Annotated in this window: 15 protein-coding genes; 6 read left to right on the top strand and 9 right to left on the bottom strand. The window is 47.4% G+C overall.

Features of this window, described 5'->3' with window-relative positions; all coding sequences use genetic code 11:
• Positions 1–74: 74 nt before the first annotated feature.
• The 4 genes from recJ to brnQ form a co-directional block, all read right to left on the bottom strand.
• Positions 75–1,799 carry a single-stranded-DNA-specific exonuclease RecJ gene (gene recJ / locus KV201_RS12775; RefSeq protein ID WP_226059537.1) on the bottom strand — a complete coding sequence of 575 codons (1,725 nt, stop codon included), beginning with the start codon at positions 1,797–1,799 and terminating at the stop codon, positions 75–77.
• 94 nt (positions 1,800–1,893) lie between these two features.
• Entirely contained in the window at positions 1,894–2,619 is a 726-nt protein-coding gene (gene dsbC, locus KV201_RS12770; RefSeq protein WP_226059536.1) for a bifunctional protein-disulfide isomerase/oxidoreductase DsbC, read from the bottom strand.
• A gap of 140 nt (positions 2,620–2,759) precedes the next feature.
• Positions 2,760–3,662, bottom strand: coding sequence for a site-specific tyrosine recombinase XerD (gene xerD, locus KV201_RS12765; protein WP_012588466.1), 903 nt, complete (start codon positions 3,660–3,662; stop codon positions 2,760–2,762).
• A gap of 114 nt (positions 3,663–3,776) precedes the next feature.
• Positions 3,777–5,189, bottom strand: coding sequence for a branched-chain amino acid transport system II carrier protein (gene brnQ / locus KV201_RS12760; protein ID WP_006084009.1), 1,413 nt, complete (start codon positions 5,187–5,189; stop codon positions 3,777–3,779).
• 528 nt (positions 5,190–5,717) lie between these two features.
• Here brnQ and KV201_RS12755 point away from each other — a divergent pair.
• From KV201_RS12755 to KV201_RS12730, 6 genes are all read left to right on the top strand, one after another.
• A complete protein-coding gene (locus tag KV201_RS12755; RefSeq protein ID WP_226059535.1) occupies positions 5,718–6,434 on the top strand; it encodes a tRNA1(Val) (adenine(37)-N6)-methyltransferase in 717 nt (238 codons plus the stop codon).
• A 236-nt stretch (positions 6,435–6,670) separates the two neighbouring features.
• Complete coding sequence (srmB, locus tag KV201_RS12750; RefSeq protein WP_006080348.1) at positions 6,671–7,930, top strand: ATP-dependent RNA helicase SrmB; 1,260 nt, start codon at positions 6,671–6,673, stop codon at positions 7,928–7,930.
• 363 nt (positions 7,931–8,293) lie between these two features.
• Positions 8,294–9,505 carry an efflux RND transporter periplasmic adaptor subunit gene (locus KV201_RS12745; RefSeq protein ID WP_107948970.1) on the top strand — a complete coding sequence of 404 codons (1,212 nt, stop codon included), beginning with the start codon at positions 8,294–8,296 and terminating at the stop codon, positions 9,503–9,505.
• Positions 9,505–12,696 (top strand): efflux RND transporter permease subunit, encoded by a 3,192-nt coding sequence (locus KV201_RS12740; protein ID WP_115333962.1) that lies wholly within the window; start codon positions 9,505–9,507, stop codon positions 12,694–12,696. The genes KV201_RS12745 and KV201_RS12740 overlap by 1 nt, the downstream gene beginning before the upstream one ends.
• Before the next feature lie 270 nt (positions 12,697–12,966).
• On the top strand, positions 12,967–13,674 hold the full coding sequence (locus KV201_RS12735) for a TatD family nuclease-associated radical SAM protein (RefSeq protein ID WP_071938513.1): 708 nt from the start codon (positions 12,967–12,969) through the stop codon (positions 13,672–13,674).
• 191 nt (positions 13,675–13,865) lie between these two features.
• The gene (locus KV201_RS12730) at positions 13,866–16,103 is read left to right on the top strand and encodes a PAS domain-containing protein (protein ID WP_226059534.1); all 2,238 of its coding nucleotides are present in this window, start codon (positions 13,866–13,868) and stop codon (positions 16,101–16,103) included.
• On the opposite strand, the gene KV201_RS12725 is transcribed toward KV201_RS12730, so the two are convergent.
• The 5 genes from KV201_RS12725 to KV201_RS12705 all read right to left on the bottom strand — a co-directional run bounded on the left by KV201_RS12725 (position 16,084) and on the right by KV201_RS12705 (position 21,485).
• On the bottom strand, positions 16,084–17,487 hold the full coding sequence (locus tag KV201_RS12725) for a hypothetical protein (protein WP_012090100.1): 1,404 nt from the start codon (positions 17,485–17,487) through the stop codon (positions 16,084–16,086). The two genes, KV201_RS12730 and KV201_RS12725, sit on opposite strands and share 20 nt — an antisense overlap.
• A 93-nt stretch (positions 17,488–17,580) precedes the next feature.
• Positions 17,581–18,144, bottom strand: a complete 564-nt coding sequence (locus KV201_RS12720) for a hypothetical protein (RefSeq protein WP_012090101.1) — start codon at positions 18,142–18,144, stop codon at positions 17,581–17,583.
• A complete protein-coding gene (locus KV201_RS12715) occupies positions 18,137–18,886 on the bottom strand; it encodes a helix-turn-helix domain-containing protein (RefSeq protein ID WP_319000219.1) in 750 nt (249 codons plus the stop codon). Before KV201_RS12715 ends, KV201_RS12720 begins: the two co-directional genes overlap by 8 nt.
• A gap of 149 nt (positions 18,887–19,035) precedes the next feature.
• Complete coding sequence (gene nhaD / locus KV201_RS12710; RefSeq protein WP_226059532.1) at positions 19,036–20,505, bottom strand: sodium:proton antiporter NhaD; 1,470 nt, start codon at positions 20,503–20,505, stop codon at positions 19,036–19,038.
• 242 nt (positions 20,506–20,747) lie between these two features.
• Positions 20,748–21,485 (bottom strand): YdiY family protein, encoded by a 738-nt coding sequence (locus KV201_RS12705; protein WP_006080338.1) that lies wholly within the window; start codon positions 21,483–21,485, stop codon positions 20,748–20,750.
• Positions 21,486–21,777: the final 292 nt, after the last annotated feature.

Raw genomic sequence — 21,777 nt, 5'->3', positions numbered from 1 at the left:
CCTTTTTATCCCCAATTAAGTGCAGCATTTGGCATTCAATATCTAGGCTATAACCACGTTATCCATTACAGCAACTACATGGCTTCGATTTGCTCAACCATGAGTTGCAGCGAGAAATTACCGCGATACTCATTCACATCAAGCTTATAAACAATACGGGCATGGCGAATGGTCGCATCGGGCCAAGTGTGCAAATCCACATTAAAAGCAATCGCATCGAGCATCACAGTGCCGCACTGGGTTTCGAGTACAAGTTTAAGATGGCGCTCGCCGACGAGGCGTTGCTGCACTATCGTAAAATTGCCATCAAACAATGGCTCTTCAAAGGCTTGCCCCCAAGGCCCGGCATTTCGCAATAACTGGGCCATCTCAAGATTCAGTTCCGTTGGAGTGAGTTCACCATCAGACCAAAGCTCGCCAGTTAATAGTTCAGGTTTGAGCAGTTCACGCACCGCATCATCATAGGCTTTGGCAAACGTAGCAAAACTGCCAGCTTTGAGTGATAAGCCCGCCGCCATCGCATGGCCGCCAAATTTGATAATCAGTCCTGGGTGGCGCGTGTTGACCAGCTCGAGTAGGTCGCGCATATGCAAGCCTTTGATTGAACGCGCCGAGCCTTTAATTTGACCATTGCCGGCATCGGCAAAGGCGATCACGGGTCTGTGGTATTTGTCTTTAATGCGCGAGGCCAAAATACCAATGACGCCTTGGTGCCAATCTTCTTGAAATAGCGCGATACCCCAAGGTAACTCGTCTTCGTTGAGCTTTAAGTGCTCAAGGCTTTTTAAGGCTTCCTGCTGCATGCCGACTTCCAGCTCACGACGCTCTTGGTTTAACCCATCGAGCTCGGCCGCCATACGCCGCGCGTACATCATGTCATCACAGAGTAAGGTTTCGACCCCAAGCGCCATTTCATCGAGCCGGCCTGCGGCATTAAGCCTTGGGCCCACGGCAAAACCAAAATCAGATGCAACAATACGCGCCGGATTTCGCTTCGCCACTTCAAGCAGTGCGGTAATCCCCACACGGCAGCGGCCCGCTCGCACGCGCTGCAAACCCGCTTCAACTAAAATGCGATTATTGGCATCGAGTGACACCACATCGGCGACTGTGCCGAGGGCAACGATATCGAGCAGCGTCCCTAAATTGGGCTCAGCAATACCGCGCGTTTGATACCAGTTTCGCGTTCGCAGTTCAGCCCTTAATGCTGTCATCAAATAAAAGGCGACACCGACACCGGCAATCGATTTACTCGCGAATGGGCAATCGGGTTGATTCGGATTCACTATCGCATCGGCAGCAGGCAACTCGTGTCCGGGTAAATGATGGTCAGTAATCACCACTTGCATACCAAAGGCTTTGGCCGCAGCAACGCCATCAATCGATGAAATACCGTTATCGACAGTGATCAGCATTTCAGCCTGTTTAGACGCCGCAACCGCAACAATTTCAGGGCTTAAGCCGTAGCCGTAATCGAAGCGATTGGGGATCAAATAGTCCACTTTAACTGCGCCCATCATCCGTAGCGCCAGCATACACACGCTGGTTGAGGTCGCGCCATCGGCATCAAAATCACCGACGATCAAAATCGACTTTTTCGCCTGCATGGCATCGGCAATAAGCGCCGCAGCTTCGGGCAGGCCTTTCATGGTTTCAGGTCTTAATAGACCCTTGAGGACAAGTTCGCATTCGTGGGTGAGCGCACCGCGGCGAGCGTAAAGCTGCTTCAATAGCGGCGAAAGATGAGCAGGTAAATGGCTATCATCAACCGTTGGGCGACGGACTATCTTATGGATCAAGGGACTCAAACTCTCATGAAATCGTGGCGATAAGATAACAAAAAGGTGAGCCTTAAGCTCACCTTTCGTGGGATAAATTTGATTATTTTGACTGTTACTGACGCGCTTCTAAGGTGCGTAATAAGTCCGCAGGGGGCTGATAACCTGGGATCATATTGCCATCTTCTAACACGATTGCAGGCGTACCATTCACACCAAAGGTGGTGCCTAAGGCATATTGCTCAGCAATTTTTGCATCACAGGTGGCGGCAGATACTTTTTGGCCAGCTTTAGCGTCTGTCATGGCTTTTAATGGATCTTTAGCGCACCAGATAGCTTGCATTTCGTCGGCGTTGGCTGACGGCACGCCCGCACGCGGGAAGGCTAAGTAACGCACGGTAATGCCAAGCTTGTTGTAATCGGCCATTTGGCTGTGCAATTTACGGCAATAACCACAGCTGACGTCGGTAAATACAGTGACCACGTGTTTTTCATTTTTGGCTTTGTAAACCAACATATGGTCTTCAAGCGGCTTCATCATTTCTAAACGTGGGCCAGCTAATGCCGCTTCCGTTAGGTTTTTCATGCCTTTATCTAGGTCATACAAACTGCCGTGGAACAGTTTTGAACCATCACGACTAATATAGAGCACGCCGCGGTTGGTCATGGCTTGATACAAACCCTCAATCGGCGAATCCTGCATAGAAATGACTTCAACATCCAACATCTCAGTCAGTTTTTGCTTAATAGCAGCGGTATCTGGCGAGGTCGCTGTTGCGGCGTGAGCAAGAGGAGCTACAACAAGGGCAAAAATTAAAGATAATGCTCGGGTTAACTTCATGGGACATCCTATAAATTGGGTCTCGACGAGGAGATTTTGGGGTCGTTCAAACGCGATATACTTAATAGACCCCGTATGGTGGCAAAAAGTTACAGACAAGCCGAGCGGAAAGCAAATTTATGCTGTAACTAAATCCTTTTTCAGCCTCTTGGATGATGCTGTTGATGCAATTCCTGCAACCTTGCCCGCGCCACATGGGTATAAATCTGCGTGGTCGACAGGTCGCTATGGCCTAACAGCAATTGCACCACCCGCAGATCGGCACCGTGATTGAGCAAATGGGTAGCAAAAGCATGGCGTAATGTGTGCGGTGATAATGCGGTTTCAATCCCAGCACGCAGGGCATACAGCTTAATCCGATGCCAAAAGGTTTGCCGCGTCATCATCTGCCCGCGTTTTGACGGAAACACCACATCGGATTGTTTATTGCCAAGCAACTCTTGCCGCGCAAACTTCATGTAGTTCTCAACCTCTGTAATCGCTAATTCACCCAGCGGCACGAGACGCTCTTTACCACCCTTACCCACAATGCGCACTAAACCTTGGCGCAGGCTCATCTGCTCCATAGTCAAGCCAACGAGCTCGCTCACCCTCAAGCCTGTCGCATACAACAGCTCTAGCATGGCTTTGTCACGACATTCGACCGCATCTTCCACATTGGGCTCAGACAACAAGCGATCGACCTGTGATTCACTCAATGAATCGGGTAAATGGCGGGTTAATTTAGGCGACTCAACTAGGGCCATAGGATCGGCTAAAATCTGCTTGGTCTGCACTAAATAGGTATAGAAACGCCGTAAACTGCTGAGCAGCCGAGCGCTACTGGTGCGTGCAAAATCCTGCTCAACTCTAAAGGCTAAATACGCTCTGACATCCGCCTGAGAAACCGCAAGCAGCGTTACCCCTTGCTGACCTTGATAACGATCAAAATGGCGCAGATCGGTGCGATAGGCCGATAAGGTGTTGTCACTCAGTCCCTTGCTCGACCAGAGATCATCAAGAAAAACATCAATGAGCGGATCGGGCTGATATGTCTTAGGCACAAAAACTCCATAAAAAAACGGCGTCATCAAATGATACGCCGTTGATATTAACTTAACTACATTTAAGCCTACATCAGCTTAACTGAGTCCCGCGTAAAAATGCGAGTACAAGGCTTAAGCAGCAGCCGTTTGATCACGACCACGACCAAACACTAAACACAGTACTATGGTTGCAATCGTTGGCAGTAACCAAGCCATGCCTTCTTCATAGAGTGGCAGCTTAGATAACACGGGAGACATCACATCCACGACATGGATAAAGCCCTGCGCTAAGCCATTCACCGCTTGACCATCAGCGCCAGTCAAACTGCTCGCCGCCACTTTAAGGCCATCGAAGATGCCGAAAAACAGTGCCACGCTCAATACTGCACGGTGCGCAAACTGCGGATTTGCAAAATAAGCAGTCAAGAAAGTGATGACCACTAAAGCGATTGCCACAGGATAAATCGTCATCAACACAGGAATACTGATGGCGATAAGCTGCGTAAGGCCCACGTTAGCGATCACGGCACAAATCACGCTTAAGAAGATCACCAGGAAACGGTAAGACAGCTTAGGCATCAGCTCATTGAAGAACTCAGAACATGCACTTACAAGGCCTACCGCTGTGGTTAAACAAGCTAAAGTCACAACCGATGACAGTAAGACAGAGCCTAAATCACCAAATTCACGGGTCACATAGTTCGTTAAGATCTCGCCGCCATTTTTAGCACCGATAGCGATATCGCCTGCGGTCGCACCTAAAAAGAACAGCGACACATACACAAAGGCTAAACCAGCGGCAGCGATAAAGGCGGCGCGGATCAGATATTTAGTTTGAGCACTCGGTTGATCAATCCCCTTTTTGCGCAGGATATCGATAATCAGCATACCAAACATCAAGGACGCTAACGTATCCATAGTGTTGTAGCCTTCCAAAATACCTTTGGTCAGCGGATGGTTTTGATAATCGCCCACGGCTTGGCCCACTTCGGATGCGGGTAAAAACATCACAGATGCAGCCAATCCAACCAACAAGATCAATAAAATAGGCGTTAATACTTTACCTACGCTATCGAGCAGCTTGCCAGGGAAAAGCGCCAATAACATAGTGACAGTGAAGAAACACATGGTGTATAGCAGTTGCGACAGGTTCAGTTCTAAACTGCCCAGTAAAAATGTGGCCGTGGTGTCATCGATAAAGGGCTTAGCGCCAATCTCGTAAGCCACTAAACCGGTACGCGGCGCAGCAAATGCAGGGCCGATAATGATATAAATCGCGATAGCCAATGTCGTTGCTGCAAATACTGGCAGCATAGCCATAACCTTACCTTGAGCCTTAGCGACAGCAATCAGTCCAACTAAAGGTAAACCTACGGCGGTAATCAAAAAACCCAACATGGCGAGGGGCATATTACCGCCCGCTAACATTCCCGCGAACGGTGGAAAAATTAGGTTACCTGCCCCTAAAAAGAATGCGAAGGTCATAAAACCTAAGCCCAATGTATCTGCGATACTCATCTGATTGTCTTGCACTGGAAGCCCCATCTTGTCTTATTGTTTTTTTACAAACTTAAGTGATTATGTGTCGATTAGCCATAGCTAAAACAAAGCCCATCCGGAGTGCAAATCTTTGTTTACACAATTCCGTGGTAAATATGTTCGATATCTGTCGAGTTTATAATCTATGACGAACTTTTGTGCAGCAGCGCTGACTACTAATTCACCACTAAACTCGTTTACCTATCCGTTAATCATAAAAGTGATTAAAAATGGGGGCGAAACTAATACCAGACTTAAAGTGCTAATACAAGACAACAAGACCATTAGGATAAAAAAAGCGAAATAATGCTAATTAACTGCTAAGAAAAGGTTTCTAAGGCAATAAAATAAAGCGTTAATTAAGTAAAATCTGTATTGCGCCTTAAAAAATAAAATCTTATGCCAACACAAATTCATACATCTAGGGCAACATCTTCTGTTTAAAAGCATTGGCTAAAAACAAGGGCTAGAATTAGAATACTGCCCGCCCAATATTGGGCCTAACCACCTTAGAACGGCAAAAATTAACTCTCCATGGCATTCACTTTTAAACAATTTCATATCGATGATATGAATTGCGGCATGGCCGTAGGCACAGACAGTGTCGTCCTAGGCGCGTGGGCTCAACTGACCGCAGCAAAAACCGTTTTAGATATTGGTGCTGGCAGCGGCTTACTCAGTTTAATGGCAGCGCAGCGCAGCCAAGCACACATTACCAGTGTCGAGTTAGACACAAGTGCAGCCGAGGCTTGCCAGCATAACTTCCACAATAGTCCGTGGGCGAATCGACTCACCTTAGTCAACAGCAGCATCCAAGACTTTTGCCAACAGATTGAGTATCAAGAGTATTTTGATCACATCATTTGTAATCCGCCCTATTTTGAGCAAGGCACACAAGCGATACAATCCCAGCGCGCTATGGCCCGTCACACAGATAGCTTAAGTTTTACCGCGCTACTCGATGCCATTCATGTGTGCCTAGCACCGCAAGGAAACGCAAGTCTCATATTACCAATGCAAAGCATGCCGCGTTTAAATGAGATTTTGGCGCACTCACAGCTCAGTCTGATTGAAATGACTAACCTTATCAGTATTGTAGGAAAAAGCGCCAATCGAGTACTCTGCGTACTCGCACACAAGACTCACCCTCAAATTGCCCCTAAGATCAGTGATATCACTATTCGTGAACTTTCAGGCCAATACACCCAAACCATGGTGCAATTGATCCGAGATTTTTACCTTAAATACTGATACCGAGCCCAGCCCTGACACGTTAAGTAAAGGCCGCTAAGTTTGGCAAAGGTAACGAAGGGGCCAATTCCCCCAAAATTAAATGCTAATACATTGAGCTTAAAGTAATTAACTTATGCCTATTACCATAAAACTTTACCGACTAAGAAGATAAACACCGGAGATCTAGATAAGTTATTTAAGTTAACCGCTATAACCTTTATAATGCTTCGCTATTATCCGTCGAGACGCTGCGCATGCAATTTGAAGATTTCCAGCTTGACCCTAGCTTATTAGAGTCGCTTAATGCCATGGGGCATCATTCACCCACCACTATTCAGCAAGAAACTATCCCTTATGCCCTAGAGCAAAGAGATATTCTCGCGCGCGCCCCGACAGGAACAGGTAAAACAGCGAGCTTTTTACTGCCATCGTTGCAACATTTAATCGACTTCCCCCGCCGTTTTGCTGGGCAAGCACGTATCCTGATCCTCACGCCAACCCGTGAGTTAGCCAGCCAAATCCACCGTTATGCGTGTCACTTAGCCACAGGCCAAGGTTTAGACATAGCGATCGTGACCGGTGGTGTGCCTTACGGACCGCAGGAAGAAGCCTTAGCAGGCAACGTCGATATTCTGGTCGCGACCCCTGGCCGCCTGATGGAATATTTAGACAAAGGCAATTTCAACGCCCAAGAAGTCGATATCTTAATTATCGACGAAGCCGACCGCATGCTAGACATGGGCTTCTCTTCTGTGGTGCAAGCGATTGCTATCGAAGCCCAAGGCCGCAAACAGAACATGTTGTTCTCTGCCACCTTAGAAGGCGGCGGTGTTCAACGTTTTGCCCGTGAAGTATTGAACGATCCGATTGAAATCGATGTTGAAGCACCTCGCAGTGAAAAAGCCAAGATCCACCAATGGATCCACTTAGCCGATGATAAAGAGCATAAATTTGCCCTGCTATGTCATCTGCTGCGCCAAGAAGATGTTAAACGAACTATCGTGTTCGTAAAAACCCGCGACATCGTTTCTAGCTTAGAAGGCCAGTTACTTAAAGTCGGTATTGCCTGCGCCTTCATGCGTGGCGATATGGAACAGAAAAAACGTTTCCAAGCTTTGAGCCGCTTTACCAAAGGTGAAGTGAACGTCTTGCTGGCAACCGATGTGGCTGCACGCGGTATCGATATCGACGATATCACCCATGTGATCAACTTCGACATGCCACGCTCTGCCGATACCTACATTCACCGTATCGGTCGTACTGGCCGCGCTGGCGCAAAAGGTACTGCGATTTCGTTGGCCGAAGCTCACGATATGCGTATCGTCGGTAAAATCGAGCGTTATATCGAGCAACCGTTGAAACGCCGCGTGATCGAAGAGCTGCGTCCAAAGAACAAAGAAGCGCGGACACCGGGTAAGAAAAAAGCCAAAGTGAAAGCGAAAGAAGCAGCGAAGAAAACCAGCAAGAAAGAAGCGGCAAAGAAAGCGAGTAAAATCGCCCGCAAGAAGAAGTAACCTCTGCTTGAAATGATCCAACTAAAGCCGCTATATGCGGCTTTTTTATTACCTAAATTTAACTCAATGCAATAAATCAACTGACGAGTAAAAGCTAATCACAAAATATAGAACATGAAATACGGCCAATTTAGATCTACAAACTCACAAATGTATTCATTTTTATTTCAATATATTCCAATCACCTAAGTGAACCTTCCATCATTTACCTGCTCTAATTTTCGCCAAAACATCGGTACCTAGTGAGCATATGTGTCAAACCATCACTTTTAGACACATTTAATTTACAAAAATAAATTTATTGGCGCGGCCGACTCTGCTACTTTAACCCCATTACGCGATTAGCATGGATGTAACAATAATATGATGAAGACTCTACTGAGGAGAACATCTCCTTTATTAATTTTGCTGCTATTTGGCTTAGGCGCAAAAATATTAATGCAAACCAAGGAAGCGCCAGAACAAAAACCTGAAGAGATGCCGATTCCTATCGTTGATGTGACGCAAGTGACTCAGCAAACGGTATCGCTAAACTTACCTTCCTACGGTGTGGTTAATCCAAAATATAAAACCCAACTGGTAACCGAAGTTCAGGGCAGAATGCTGACCATTTCCCCTAATTTTGTTGCGGGCGGCATAGTTAAGAAAGGCGAACAACTCGCGCAGATCGAGCCCTCAGATTACGAGGCTGATTTAATGCAAGCCGAAGCGACACTGGCCCAAGCCACCGCTGCACTGAACGAAGAAATTGCCCGCGGTGAAGTCGCAAAAATCGAATTCAAAGGCTACGACAAAGGCCTACCCCCAGAGTTAGGTCTGCGTATTCCACAGCTTAAAAAAGAGCAAGCCAACGTTAAATATGCGCAAGCAGCACTGGCGCGTGCCCAACGTAACCTTGAGCGCACGGTTATCCGCGCGCCGTTCGATGGCATAATCAAAGCGCGTAATGTCGATTTAGGTCAGTATGTTAGCTTAGGTACAAATCTAGGAGAACTCTACGACACTAGTGTTGCTGAAATCCGCTTACCGATTTCCAATGACGATCTAGCCTATCTAGAGTCGGTCGATAATCCCGATACTCAAGTGACGCTGAGCGCCTCTTTGGCGGGTAAAGAAAATACTTGGGATGGCAATATTATCCGCAGCGAAGGCGTGATCGATGCTGAAAATCGCATGGTTTATTTAGTCGCTGAAATCAAAGACCCTTACCTGCGCGCCAATAAAGTTGCCGGCAGCTTACCGCTTAAATATGGCAGCTTCGTCAATGCGGTCATCAAAGGTCGCACCGTCGATGGCATAGTTAAACTGCCCCGCCATGTGGTTCGTAACGATCACGTCGCCTTAGTTAACGACAAAAATATTGTTGAAATGCGCCATGTGAATATCGTTCGTAGCGATCTCGACAATGTGTATATCAAGGACAGTCTAAAAACGGGCGAGCGCGTCGCCACCACTCACTTCAACAGCATGGCAAACGGTCAACTGGTCAAGGTCTTAGGTGAAGCGGCATTGCCGACTGAGACGCCAAAAGAAGACACGCCTGAGTCGAGTCTTGCGGCCACTGGGGTGAAATAATGGACACTCAAAAAGGGATCTTAGCCTGGTTCGCCCGCAACAGTGTGGCCGCGAACCTGTTAATGTGGGCATTACTCGTCGGCGGTTTGTTCAGCACTGTCTTGATCAATAAAGAGGTTTTTCCTTCTTTCGAACTCAATTTACTGAATATTTCCGTCGCCTATCCGGGCGCGGCGCCACAGGAAATCGAAGAAGGCATCAACATCAAGATTGAAGAAGCCATCCAAGATATCAACGGTATCAAGAAGGTCACGTCAGTGGCGAGCGAAGGGGTAGGCTCGATTACGGTTGAAGTCGAAGACGGTTACGAAGTGCAAACCGTGCTCGATGAAGCCAAACTGAGATTAGATGCGATTTCGACCTTCCCAGTGAACATCGAAAAACCCAATATCTATCAGATTAAACCTGAAAATAACGTCATTTGGGTGTCTGTCTATGGCGATATGACACTGCACGATATGAAGGAGTTGGCTAAGTCGGTGCGTGACGATTTAACCCAACTGCCAGCCGTGACCCGTGCCAAGGTGACTGGGGTGCGCGATTATGAAATCGCCATCGAAGTATCAGAAGATAAACTACGCGAATACGGCCTAACATTTACACAGGTCGCGTTAGCGGTGCAAAACTCTTCTTTTGACTTACCCGGCGGTTCGATTCGCGCCCAAGATGGCGACATCCTGCTGCGCACCAAAGGCCAAGCCTACACGGGTGATGACTTTGCCAATATCGTCGTCACCACTCGCCCCGACGGTAGCCGGGTGATGTTGCCGCAAGTGGCGACTATCAAAGATGACTTTGAGGAACGGTTGGAATACACCCGCTTTAACGGTAAACCAGCCGCGATTATCGAAGTCACCAGTGTTGATGATCAAAATGCCTTAGACATTGCCGCTCAAGTAAAACAATACGTCGAGGATCGCCGCGCGACGCTTCCTGCCAACGCGCAACTCGATACTTGGGGTGATATGACTCACTACCTCAAGGGCCGCTTAAACATGATGATGTCGAACATGTTTTACGGTGCCTTGCTGGTGTTTATCATCCTAGCTATGTTCCTCGATCTTAAGTTGGCGTTTTGGGTCATGATGGGTCTGCCGGTGTGCTTCCTCGGCACTATGCTGATCATGCCGCTCGAACCTTTCTCGATGACGATCAACATGTTAACCCTGTTCGCCTTTATCTTAGTGCTCGGGATAGTGGTGGACGATGCGATTGTCATCGGCGAGAGCGCCTACACAGAAGTCGAACGCCACGGTCATTCGGTTGACAATGTGATCCGCGGCGCGCAAAAAGTGGCAATGCCCGCGACCTTCGGGGTATTAACCACGATTGCGGCCTTTATTCCCATGTTGATGGTTTCTGGCCCTATGGGGATTATCTGGAAATCCATCGGCATGGTAGTCATCCTCTGTTTGGCCTTCTCGCTGGTCGAATCTAAGTTCATCCTGCCGGCGCATTTAGCGCACATGAAGTTTAAAAAGCCCGGTGCGCCAAGGGGATTCTTTGGTCGCCTCAAAGCCAACTTTAACGACAGAGTGCAGCACTTTATTCACCACAGTTATCGTAACTTCCTCGAGCGCTGTATCAAGCAAAGATACAACGTGGTCGCGGCCTTTATCGGTGTGTTGATCCTCTCCATTGCCTTAGTCGCCAGTGGCAAAGTGCGTTGGGTATTCTTCCCAGATATTCCATCGGACTTTATTCAAGTTCAGCTTGAGATGGACGAAGGCAGCTCGGAAGAGAACACTTTGAAAGTGGTGCAGAGCATAGAAGAAGCCCTGTACAAGATGAACGACAAAATGGAGAAAGATAACGGCTATCAAGTGGTGAAACACAGCTTTATCAATATGAGCTCCCGCACCTCTGCCTTTATTTTTGCCGAACTGACGAAAGGCGAAGACCGCGAAGTCGATGGTGTGACGATTGCTGCCGCATGGCGTGAACAGTTGCCCGAGCTTCTATCGGTCAAAAAACTCAGCTTTAACGCGAGCACTAACGATGCCGGTGGCGATATTTCCTTCAGGTTGACCTCAAGCGATCTCGATGAACTGTCCGCTGCCTCTAAAGAGTTGAAGCAAAAACTCGCCAGCTATGAAGGCGTGTACGATATTGCCGACAACTTTTCCTCGGGTAGCCATGAAATTCGCCTGAAGATACGTCCAGAGGCGGAAGCCCTTGGCCTAACCCTTTCCGATTTAGCCCGTCAAGTGCGTTACGGTTTCTATGGTTATGAAGCCCAACGTATTTTACGTAATAAAGAAGAAATCAAGGTAATGGTGCGCTATCCATTAGAGCAGCGCCGCACTGTGGGTTACCTGGAAAACATGCTAATCCGCACGCCAACGGGCACCTCGGTTCCCTTCTCGACCGTGGCACAAATTGAGAAAGGCGAATCCTACGCCTCAATTACCCGTGTTGACGGTAAGCGGGCGATCACCATCACGGCAAATGCCAACAAAAACATAGTCGAACCTTCAAAAGTGGTACAGGAAATCCAAAAAGATTACCTGCCACAATTACAGGCCAAGTATCCTAAAATCCAAACCGCGCTGGATGGCGGCAGTTTGGATGAACAGAATGCTATGGTCGGTTTGATGCAAGGTTTCTTCTTTGCGCTGTTTACCATTTATGCACTGATGGCAATCCCGCTAAAATCCTACAGTCAGCCGTTGATCATCATGTCGGTGATCCCCTTCGGGATTATCGGCGCCCTGTTCGGTCACTTGATTCAGGGACTCGCGATGAGCGTGTTAAGTCTCTGCGGCATAGTGGCACTCGCGGGTGTGGTGGTAAACGACTCTTTGATTTTGGTGGACTTTGTTAACCGTGCGCGGGAGCAAGGTCAATCGGTTAGACAGGCGGCAGTGGATTCGGGCTGTTATCGCTTTAGGGCGATCATCTTAACGTCACTCACTACCTTTGTCGGCTTAGTGCCTATTATTCTCGAGCGCAGTTTGCAGGCGCAAATTGTGATCCCTATGGCGACGTCCCTCGCCTTCGGTATCCTGTTCTCGACTGTAGTGACGCTGATCTTAGTGCCGCTGCTGTACATCATACTCGACGATGTTAGCCGCTCTAGCAGCCGCTTCTTCAACTGGTGGTGGCAGCCTAAAAAAACCAATGATGAAGACGTTAAGCATCCGGATTTTGAGCAAGCTGTCACGACTGACTATAAGAAAGACTATTTATAGGCTGTTAACGACAGACAGTTAGCGATAGGCAGTTAGCGACAGGCAGTTAGCGATAGACAGTTAATCAATATCTTGGACCTTAAAAAGAGAGCTTAGGCTCTCTTTTTTATTGCCTGTGTTCATTCAATTCCACCCCAGCACCGTAGTCATGTTCACTAAGGTGCGAGTGAGTTTGCGCTTTCAAGTTGCGATCTAGCTGACAGTTATGCCATCGGGCTTTCGCTACACTGTGCTCAAGTCGTCAGTTATCGTTAGAATGAAGCCATCATTATGTCTGAGCATCTGCATAAGCAACACCTTGATAACCCGCACGTTGTCACTACTGAAACCCTAGCGAACGGTCACATCACAGATGAAGTTTGCACAAATGAAACCTGTGCAACCGAAACGCTAGTCTATGATATTCGCCGCAGTCGTTACCTCAATATCACTGGTCGCTGCACCCTGCGCTGCGCTTTCTGCCCGAAACATAATGGCAGTAAACAAATCCACGAATACCAACTTGCCCTGTGCCACCAACCTAAGCCCGAGGAAATTATCCCCCTGCTTGGCGATGTTAAAGACTTTGAAGAATACGTGTTTTGCGGTTATGGCGAGCCTACTTTAAATCTTCCAACCCTACTCACTGTGGCAAAAGAGATCAAACGCAGGGGCGGACGAGTCCGGATTAATACCGATGGTTTAGGCAATCTGGTCCATAGACGCAATATTCTGCCAGAGCTTGCCGACTGCGTTGATAGCTTATCGATTTCACTCAATGCGGATAATGAAGCCGCCTATATTGAACATTGCCGCCCAAAACTCGCCGGTTCCTACGCCGCCGTGCATGCCTTTATCGCCTTGGCGCCACACTATATTGAAACGGTACAAGTCTCTGCCATCGAAGGATTAGCGGGCGTCGATATTGATATTTGCCGTGAACAAGTGGAGTCCTACGGCTGTGAATTTAAGCATCGTGTATTAGGCGCTTTAGGCTAAACACCATTCCAATACGGCCAAAATCGACTGAAGCACTGAGCCGCAATAACTCGCCACTGAGCGAATGAGTAGAGATGTAAATCTGTCTTAACTTTTACTAAGGAAATCTTGCTTAGTAACTTGGCACTGTCGTAACAATTCTTTCGTGTTAACATAGCGAAATTAACAGATCACCCACTCATAATCGGTTCATGCTGAAGAATAACCCAAGCACGTATCCCCTAGCGCCGCTGCTCTCTTTAACTCAAGGGATCCATTGGTCGCATCAACGCTTATTAGCCGTTGCAAGCCAGCTCTCTATGCTGGTGATTGGCATGATCATTTTAACCAATTTAATCATTACCTTAGGTGAGCGACGTCTACAGGAAGAATGGGCGACGCAGAGATACAGTGAACTGCAAACCATAGGCACACTGATCACAGATAAAGTGTCTTTCCAGCAATTTCGCACCCAAATTTTTGCCAATGGTGAGCTGCTAAAGCAGTACTTGAGCAATCCTACCGCCAAGCAACAACTCAAATTACAGGAAGCCTGGCTAGATCTAGTGAAGCATATTCCTGAACTGCTTGGCATTGCGCTGTACGATCCCCAAGGCAATTATAAGTTCTCTACTCCTTCCAATTTCAGTAAAGATGCCTTACCGCCAACCTTGCTTGGCGCGAGTCGTAACATGGGCGGTAAAGAGGTTTACACCTCTCCACTGGAGTTTGTTCCGATTGAAGGCATGCTAGAACCCTATATGTATCAAATGGCGTGGCTCGAAAAGCCCGATCAGAGTTCTATGGGTTATCTGGTGACATACAACTCTATGGTGCAAATGCTCGAAGCCATAAAGCCGGCTTTTTCGAGTAACAAATCGCCTATGTTAGTACTCGACACGCAGGGATTACTCTATGCTGGCGCGAGCGATCTCGCCCCGTTAAGCAATATGCCGGAAACCTTAGGGGCAAGTTTAAGACAAAGTTATCCTGCTCTGTGGCGTGATATGTCCATGAGTAATTTTGGCCAGTTCCACGGTGAAGAAGCCACCTTTGTTTACCTTAAGATCGAGCTTACTGCCCAGCCAGAAACCCGCAGAGAATACTTTTTACTCTCCTATGTGCGTAACTCCGACATAGCCGCACGTTTTTCCCAGTGGCAAAACATTGTCATAGTGGCATCGCTGATCTTAACCGTACTCGCCGCTTGGGTTGTGCTGCTCAGCCACATGTATCGTTTACAACAGCGTTCACGCCAATACAGTATCGATGTTGCCAATGGCTTATTTAACAGTGATATCGGCTTTATGATGGTCAACGAAAACGCCAGAGTGATCAGCGCCAACACCAAAGCGGCAGAAGCGACCTTAGTGCCACTCGATGAACTCACAGACCGCAGCCTACAACGCACCTTATGCCTCGATGACAGAACCTATGCCGAGCTGATGGAGCAAGTGCATAAAACCGGTCAATGGTCTGGTGAAATCAGCCTAGAAAGTATCAATGGCCCCACGCTGCGGGTGCATATCCGCCAAGCGCCGAGGGCAAGCCGAGGTTCACCACATCTATTAATCACCCTTGAAGACATCAGTGAATTAGTCAGCAGTAAAGAACAAGCATTTCTCAGTGAGCTTTTATGCGATAGCACAGTGGCAACAGCGCTGACAGATGCCAATGGTAAACTGATTAAAATCAACCCCGTATTTGATGCGCTAATGCAACTCAATGGCGATTTAAATCAAGATTTAGCCTCGCTGCTCGCCAACGATTTAGGTAATCAATGGCAAAGAATTAACGCTCAAATTGCCATGCAAGGTCAGTGGCAGGGGCAAATTCTGTGCTCACCTAAACAGGCGCACTCCAATTGTTTACAGGCCACCTTGAAGGGCCATGTGGCCGCCGATGGTGAGATTGATTATATCGTCTGTACCTTAGAACAAGCCGCCGAACGCGGCCGAGGCACAGAGAAACGCAGCCTTGTGCCCCATCGCAGCACGATTCTGCTGAGCTTAGTTGATTTAGAGCGTTACTTTAACTCGCTGCCGCCGCCAAGCCGCTTGAGTTCAAGCCTACTGCTAATGGATATCAACCCCGAAGGTTTGCTGAGCCACATGAGTGACATCGACCAACTGGCAAACCGCCAGCAGGAAGTCGAAGTTCAATTACTGCTTGAAATTCCTGCCAATTATCAGATTTTGCATTGGCAACTCGGGAAACTGATTGTGATGTTACCTGACACAGATGCGACCCATGCGCACAACTTTGCCCTCAATATGATGGAAAAGCTCAATGGCAATGGCTTAGGTGAAGGGATCAGTATCGGTATTGCGGGTTATCAAGAAGGCCAGACACTTGAGCAGTATCTGAATAATGCCGAAGTCGCCCTAAAACGGGCGAAACAGAATAACGATCAAAATATCGGTCAGGCCTTTACTCGTCATCAATCGTAGATTCGGGCATGTTGACCGAATCGGGCAATTGGCTCTGGGTAATTTCAATAATCGTCGAGCGGTTCATGGTGATTTTGTAGCGAATATACTGCGGGGCTTCGCGGCCATCGCGCAGCACTAAAATCAAGTTAACTTGATAACGCCGCTCAACCGATTCGTGACTGATTTTGCCTTCAACTTCCTTATAAATCTTCGCCTTACCCCGCTCTAAGTAGCGGGCAAAGGGCACTAAGCTAAAGTTCACTTGCTCTTGAATGGTGGAGTATCCCGCTTGGAACTCGCTCTGATTCACCTTAGTGGCAATTTTATAGTGCAGGATTTCCGCATCGACCTTATTTTGGCTATGCCTGTGCTTTAAAATTTCGCTGACTTTATCGGGCAGATCTTGCTGGCGCATAAACTCAAGCCATACCAACTGCTTAGCGATCACCGCCTGGCTGGTAGTATCGCGCAAAATCCGGCTCCAGCGTGGCCTGCCCCGCTGAATAAAACGCCACATGGCATTACGCACGTCATCCTTAAAGATTTCCCTGAAGCCGTAAATCACCGCCAAGGTCAGCACTAAGGCAATGGTAAAGCCGCTGAAGGCGCCCTGCGCTTGAATAATCAACGCCGACACCACCAACATCACTAACGCCGTCGCCAGTCCCGTCGTGAACTTTTTAAGGCCAATCCCTAAGGGCTTTAACTCTTCTTTGAGTACCACACCTTGTTGGATTAAACGTCGTAACAACAACATCTTGTTTGAGATGCGGTTAGGATCTTGCTTAGTCTGCGCCGAGTTGTAGTTATGCTCATCCCGATAGGCGCACTCATTGCGACACAGTGTTAGCACCCGTTCTTGGATATCGTTGAAATCACTGGTACGTGTAGCATGGGCGAGCACTTTTAGTAACTGCTGCTCGCAGAACCAAGACAGGTAGTTGTCGGCATTTTCGAAGTAGGATTTCCATTTAGGATCGCCCGGTTCGTTACGGCGAAACTTTTTCAGCAACTGGCCAACTTGTTCGCGTAATTCGTCGAGGGCAAAATAAAAATGGGTTACATCTGTGATTTGATTGAGTTCTTTAACGTCGTTTTCGACTGCAACGGCAAACTGATAGGCGAACAGATTCAAGTACAATCTGAATTCTTCAACGGTGCGGCGATTTAAACTGGCAAAGCGTCCCTGTACCAAAGGTAAGTGTAAGCCTTCTGAATAGTAAGAACGACGGCCGACAATCGCGCTGTAGTAGTACTCTTCTTCATTGAGCGTGTGCGAGCCTATGCCCATTTCCTTTGGTAAAAAGAAATAGAGATCAAGTTGACGATTATCGCCCTTTTCCATCTGGTGGCTGAACTTAATCGACAGGGATTCTTCTTGCTTTACACGTATCTTAGACACAACACCCTTTTCATGAGCCATCACAGAGACTCATCGCAGTAGACATAAATCAATGAGCACTAATCTTAACTGAAATAAACTCAAATTCACTGATTAAATTCGACTATTTACGATTCGGCATCCACAAATCGTATTGCTGGGTTGGAATAACACCACGGCATAATCCTTAGTGTCATCCATATCTAACACTTCAATACTGAAATTATTCACCCCAGAATCGCGAAACGGTAAACTGCTGATGTTAGAAAGGTATTTCATATGTTCTGGCCAATTTTTTTGCTTTTCCATTTCCGATTCAGTTTTCGTCTCCACTGCAACCCTATAGGTCATGCTATTGGCCTCAATGCTGTCGACCTTACCACGCATCGAAATATGGCCCGCACTGGTGCCATCAAAATTAAAGTAACGGTAGTTGATTTGCGCTTTGTCGGCGGCAATCAATACGTCCACAAGCAGGTAAAATTTATTGTCACTGCTGGCAATACCAACGCTGGCGCTGACACTTGGATTCGTACTCGAGTGGCGATCAAACAGTTCTGAACTGCAACTCAACATCATGGTCCGGCTCGTTGCCGACTGTTTATAAATCACCCCGCAAGCCGCAATCAAGGCCGACAAAATAACAATGTTAATGGTCCACTTGAGCCATTTAGCCACAGATATCCACCTCGCGTAGCCAGGCAGAGTCGATGAATGCTTTGGGGCGAGAAAAATCGCTGATACTAATATTGCGGAGCACTGACTGGTCGAGTTTTTCACCGCGAAACGTCATATTAAGCACTTGTTTGTCATGGGATAAAGACGCATAAACATCCGCCCAATCGCTCCTGCCACAGGCAATGAGGCCCGCACTTAAGCGCTCGCCCATTTCGAACAGTAAGGTGTTACTCGCACTGGAGTCGGCATATAAGTTCAAGCGCACTTGCTGACCTGAGGCTAACGACAGTATCGACGTCATCAAGGCTTGGGTCGGCTTGCTGTGATCTGTGTGTTTCAGATAAAACACCGAAAACGCCAACATCACCCCGAATAACACTAAGGCACTCCACAAAGGCACAGTGTGTAGTCTGAGGTAATTGACGCCTCGATATTCGCTGCCGTTTGATGGCCGCAACAAATAACCTTGGCCTTTAACGGTTTCGATCAAGCCCTCGTGCTGAGGGCCAAGAAAGGAGCGGAGCGTGGATATGGCGCGGGACACAGAGGCATCGGTTAATGGCGGACCTTGTCCATCCCCCGTTTTTAGCATGTGCTTTGAAACTAACTGACCTTGGTGTTCAAGCAATAACGTGAGCACTTGTAACTCGGCCCGAGAAAGATGCCAAGATTCATCGCGAGACAAGTCAATCAGCATGCCTCGTTCTCGATCAAACCTGCAGTCTCCCAATTGCATACACATTAACTCAACTCCATAAAAACACGGAGTTAAGTCTATGCAAGCCAACCAATGATTAATGTGATCTTGCTAACCCAAGCCAGCAAATAGTTAATTTTCGTGAGACAAGCCGCAAGCCTGTCTCGATAAACGATAATCAAGCTAACGCAGTGTTAGAACATTGCGGCGTTTAACCACATGTGCACTAAAATGCTCGCCACATAACCTAAGGCAATCACAGGTGTCCACCGTAGATGTGCCCCAAAGGTGTAAATGCCGCGTGCTTGCCCCATCAGGGCAACTCCTGCCGCACTGCCAATCGAGAGCAAACTGCCGCCCACACCCGCTGTCAGGGTAACCAATAACCACTGTCCCAATGCCATATCGGGATTCATGGTCAATACCGCAAACATCACAGGAATATTATCAATCACTGACGAGAGTAAACCCACAGCAACGTTGGCATAGGTGACATCCCAGTGCGAGTACATGGCCTCAGACACTAAGCTCAAATATCCCATAAAACCTAGGCCGCCGACACATAACACCACGCCATAAAAGAACAGCAAAGTATCCCACTCGGCACGGGAAATGCGACTGAACACATCAAATGGCACCACACTACCAAGTTGCTGCAGGCGTAATTTGTCTTGTCTTAATTCCGCCTTTTCACGTTCGCGGGCAACGGAACGATTGAAGGTTTTACGCAGGTAAAATCCAAAGAATTGCAGGAAGCCTAATCCCGTCATCATGCCCAGTACAGGCGGCATACCTAAGAAGGAATGGGCACACACTGCCGTAGCAATGGTAAGTAAAAACAGCCCTACAATACGCTTAGCACCAGGCTTAGTGTACACATGCTCTTTTTCAGGCTCAGGCACAAAATGCGGGATAAACACACTCATAATGGCGGCGGGTAAGGCAAAGTTAACGAGGGCGGGAATGAACAGATTAAAGAAATCGCCAAAGTGCACTAGGCCCTTTTGCCATACCATTAAGGTCGTGATGTCACCAAAGGGGCTGAACGCGCCACCCGCGTTGGCCGCTACGACAATGTTGATACAGGCAAGGGTTATAAACTTGCGTTGCCCTGCCCCAACCTTCATCACCACAGCGCACATCAGTAAAGCAGTGGTTAAGTTATCGGCCACGGGCGATATGAAAAACGCCATAAAGCCCGTTAACCAAAACACAGTTCGCAGGCTAAAACCACGGCCCACTAGCCAGCCGCGGATCGCATCGAACAGATTACGTTCTTCCATGGCATTGATATAGGTCATCGCCACCAGCAAGAAGAGCAATAGCTCGGCGTATTCGAGCAAGTTTTGCTTGAATGCCGCTTCCGACACTTCGGACATGCCGTTTTGCATATAGACAAAACCTATCATGCCCCAGATGATCCCTGCCGCAACGAGCACAGGTTTCGACTTGCGTAAATGTAATGTCTCCTCAGCCATCACAAGTATATAAGCCAGCACAAACACACAGACAGCAACATAACCCACGCTCGCGGCGGTTAAATTAAGCCGATCTGCCCCTTCTGTCATCGCCCATGCTGCAGGTGAGAATCCGCTCAATATTGCAACGCAGAATAGACTCCACAACGCCATTCCACTGCCTTTAAACAACCGCTGTAATTTCATTAAAGTTCATCTCTACGTAGGAAATTAGTCGAAAATTACCATAGCTTCGGCATAGCAAATGTTGATAAAACGCAACTTTCTATGCATTACCCTATAACCAAAGGCATTTAAAACATTAATTTTTGTATAACTACAGCGGTTGCTAATAAAGAAAAGCTTAACGTATATTCAACTTAGTCTAAAAACAGCCAATAAAAAAGCACCTCGAAGGTGCTTTTTTGTTTTAAATCAGTGTCACAGCATTAGAAAGCATATAACAAGGTCATATTGGTTTCAGTATCTGTGCTTTTCTTATCATCCAGCGGCTCGCTGTTATAACGCACAATAATGGCAAACTTCATCGCCAATGCGCCGATAATATTTGCCGTTAATGAGGTTTCAGAACGGGCATCTAACTTGTCACCGTAATCGGCAACGAAACGCTGTTGGAATTTAGAGGTCTCAGTGATTTCAGTTTCAAAGTTGATCACACCGTGGGCAACAACGCTGTCGTTGGTGTCATAACCTTCGATAAGCGCTTGCTCAGTATCGAGACGTTGGTAAATATAACCCGGACCCACTTCAACATCTAAAAAGGTCTTGCTGGTGTCATACAGTCTATGACCATAACCCGCTGCGCCAGATAGGGTGTAGTCATAACCGGTAAACGGGTCGACTTCATAACTGGCATTCGCAAATAGGTAGCTACGGTCTGTCATCATGTAGTTACCCTGTGCACCCGCTAAATAGCGTTTCGCGGTGACAGAACCGGTATCTTCTTTGTATAAACCTTCTAGTAAGTACTGATTTTCCCAATCGCCAAGCTCATGCTTAAGATTTAAACGTCCCTTAAATGATGAGGTTTCAGTGTTACCTGTGGTTAAGGTGGCACCTAACTCAGCTTCACCAGCGAATGTCTTGTCGCCTTTTACAAAATCGGCCCCTGCAGTCGCCATAAAAGGTGCAGTCATTAATATCGCTGCGGTCAGTACTTTTTTCATGTTTATCCATTCCTGTTCCGTTAAATCCAATCCCTATAAATATCTGTTCTTCCAGCGAAGCTGGATAAGCACATATTAATATGGGTTAGTTTTTTCCCCTGAAAATCTGCGCAATATTAGCATTGACGATTAAAAAATGAAAATTGCATCTATTTTAAGCATAAAAAAACCCGCATTAGCGTAATGCCGATCAGTTAAGACAGATCGCTTGACGATCTCGCTGAAAAGATCAAAATCCGATGACCTCATGTCATCGGATTTTTTTATGCAACTCTCAGAAGCACTCGCCCGC

This window comes from Shewanella sp. SR1 (assembly GCF_020447145.1).
Classification (GTDB): Bacteria; Pseudomonadota; Gammaproteobacteria; order Enterobacterales; family Shewanellaceae; genus Shewanella; species Shewanella baltica.
Note: the sequence above shows the minus strand (reverse complement) of the source record. Positions and strands in the feature narration are given on the sequence as shown.

Excerpts from the sequence above, each read along its gene's own strand:
- dsbC (WP_226059536.1), bottom strand. The coding sequence starts at position 2,619 with ATGAAGTTAACCCGAGCATTATCTTTAATTTTTGCCCTTGTTGTAGCT.
- brnQ (WP_006084009.1), bottom strand. The coding sequence starts at position 5,189 with ATGGGGCTTCCAGTGCAAGACAATCAGATGAGTATCGCAGATACATTG.
- KV201_RS12755 (WP_226059535.1), top strand. The coding sequence starts at position 5,718 with ATGGCATTCACTTTTAAACAATTTCATATCGATGATATGAATTGCGGC.
- srmB (WP_006080348.1), top strand. The coding sequence starts at position 6,671 with ATGCAATTTGAAGATTTCCAGCTTGACCCTAGCTTATTAGAGTCGCTT.
- KV201_RS12745 (WP_107948970.1), top strand. The coding sequence starts at position 8,294 with ATGATGAAGACTCTACTGAGGAGAACATCTCCTTTATTAATTTTGCTG.
- KV201_RS12740 (WP_115333962.1), top strand. The coding sequence starts at position 9,505 with ATGGACACTCAAAAAGGGATCTTAGCCTGGTTCGCCCGCAACAGTGTG.
- KV201_RS12735 (WP_071938513.1), top strand. The coding sequence starts at position 12,967 with ATGTCTGAGCATCTGCATAAGCAACACCTTGATAACCCGCACGTTGTC.
- KV201_RS12730 (WP_226059534.1), top strand. The coding sequence starts at position 13,866 with ATGCTGAAGAATAACCCAAGCACGTATCCCCTAGCGCCGCTGCTCTCT.
- KV201_RS12715 (WP_319000219.1), bottom strand. The coding sequence starts at position 18,886 with ATGTGTATGCAATTGGGAGACTGCAGGTTTGATCGAGAACGAGGCATG.
- nhaD (WP_226059532.1), bottom strand. The coding sequence starts at position 20,505 with ATGAAATTACAGCGGTTGTTTAAAGGCAGTGGAATGGCGTTGTGGAGT.
- KV201_RS12705 (WP_006080338.1), bottom strand. The coding sequence starts at position 21,485 with ATGAAAAAAGTACTGACCGCAGCGATATTAATGACTGCACCTTTTATG.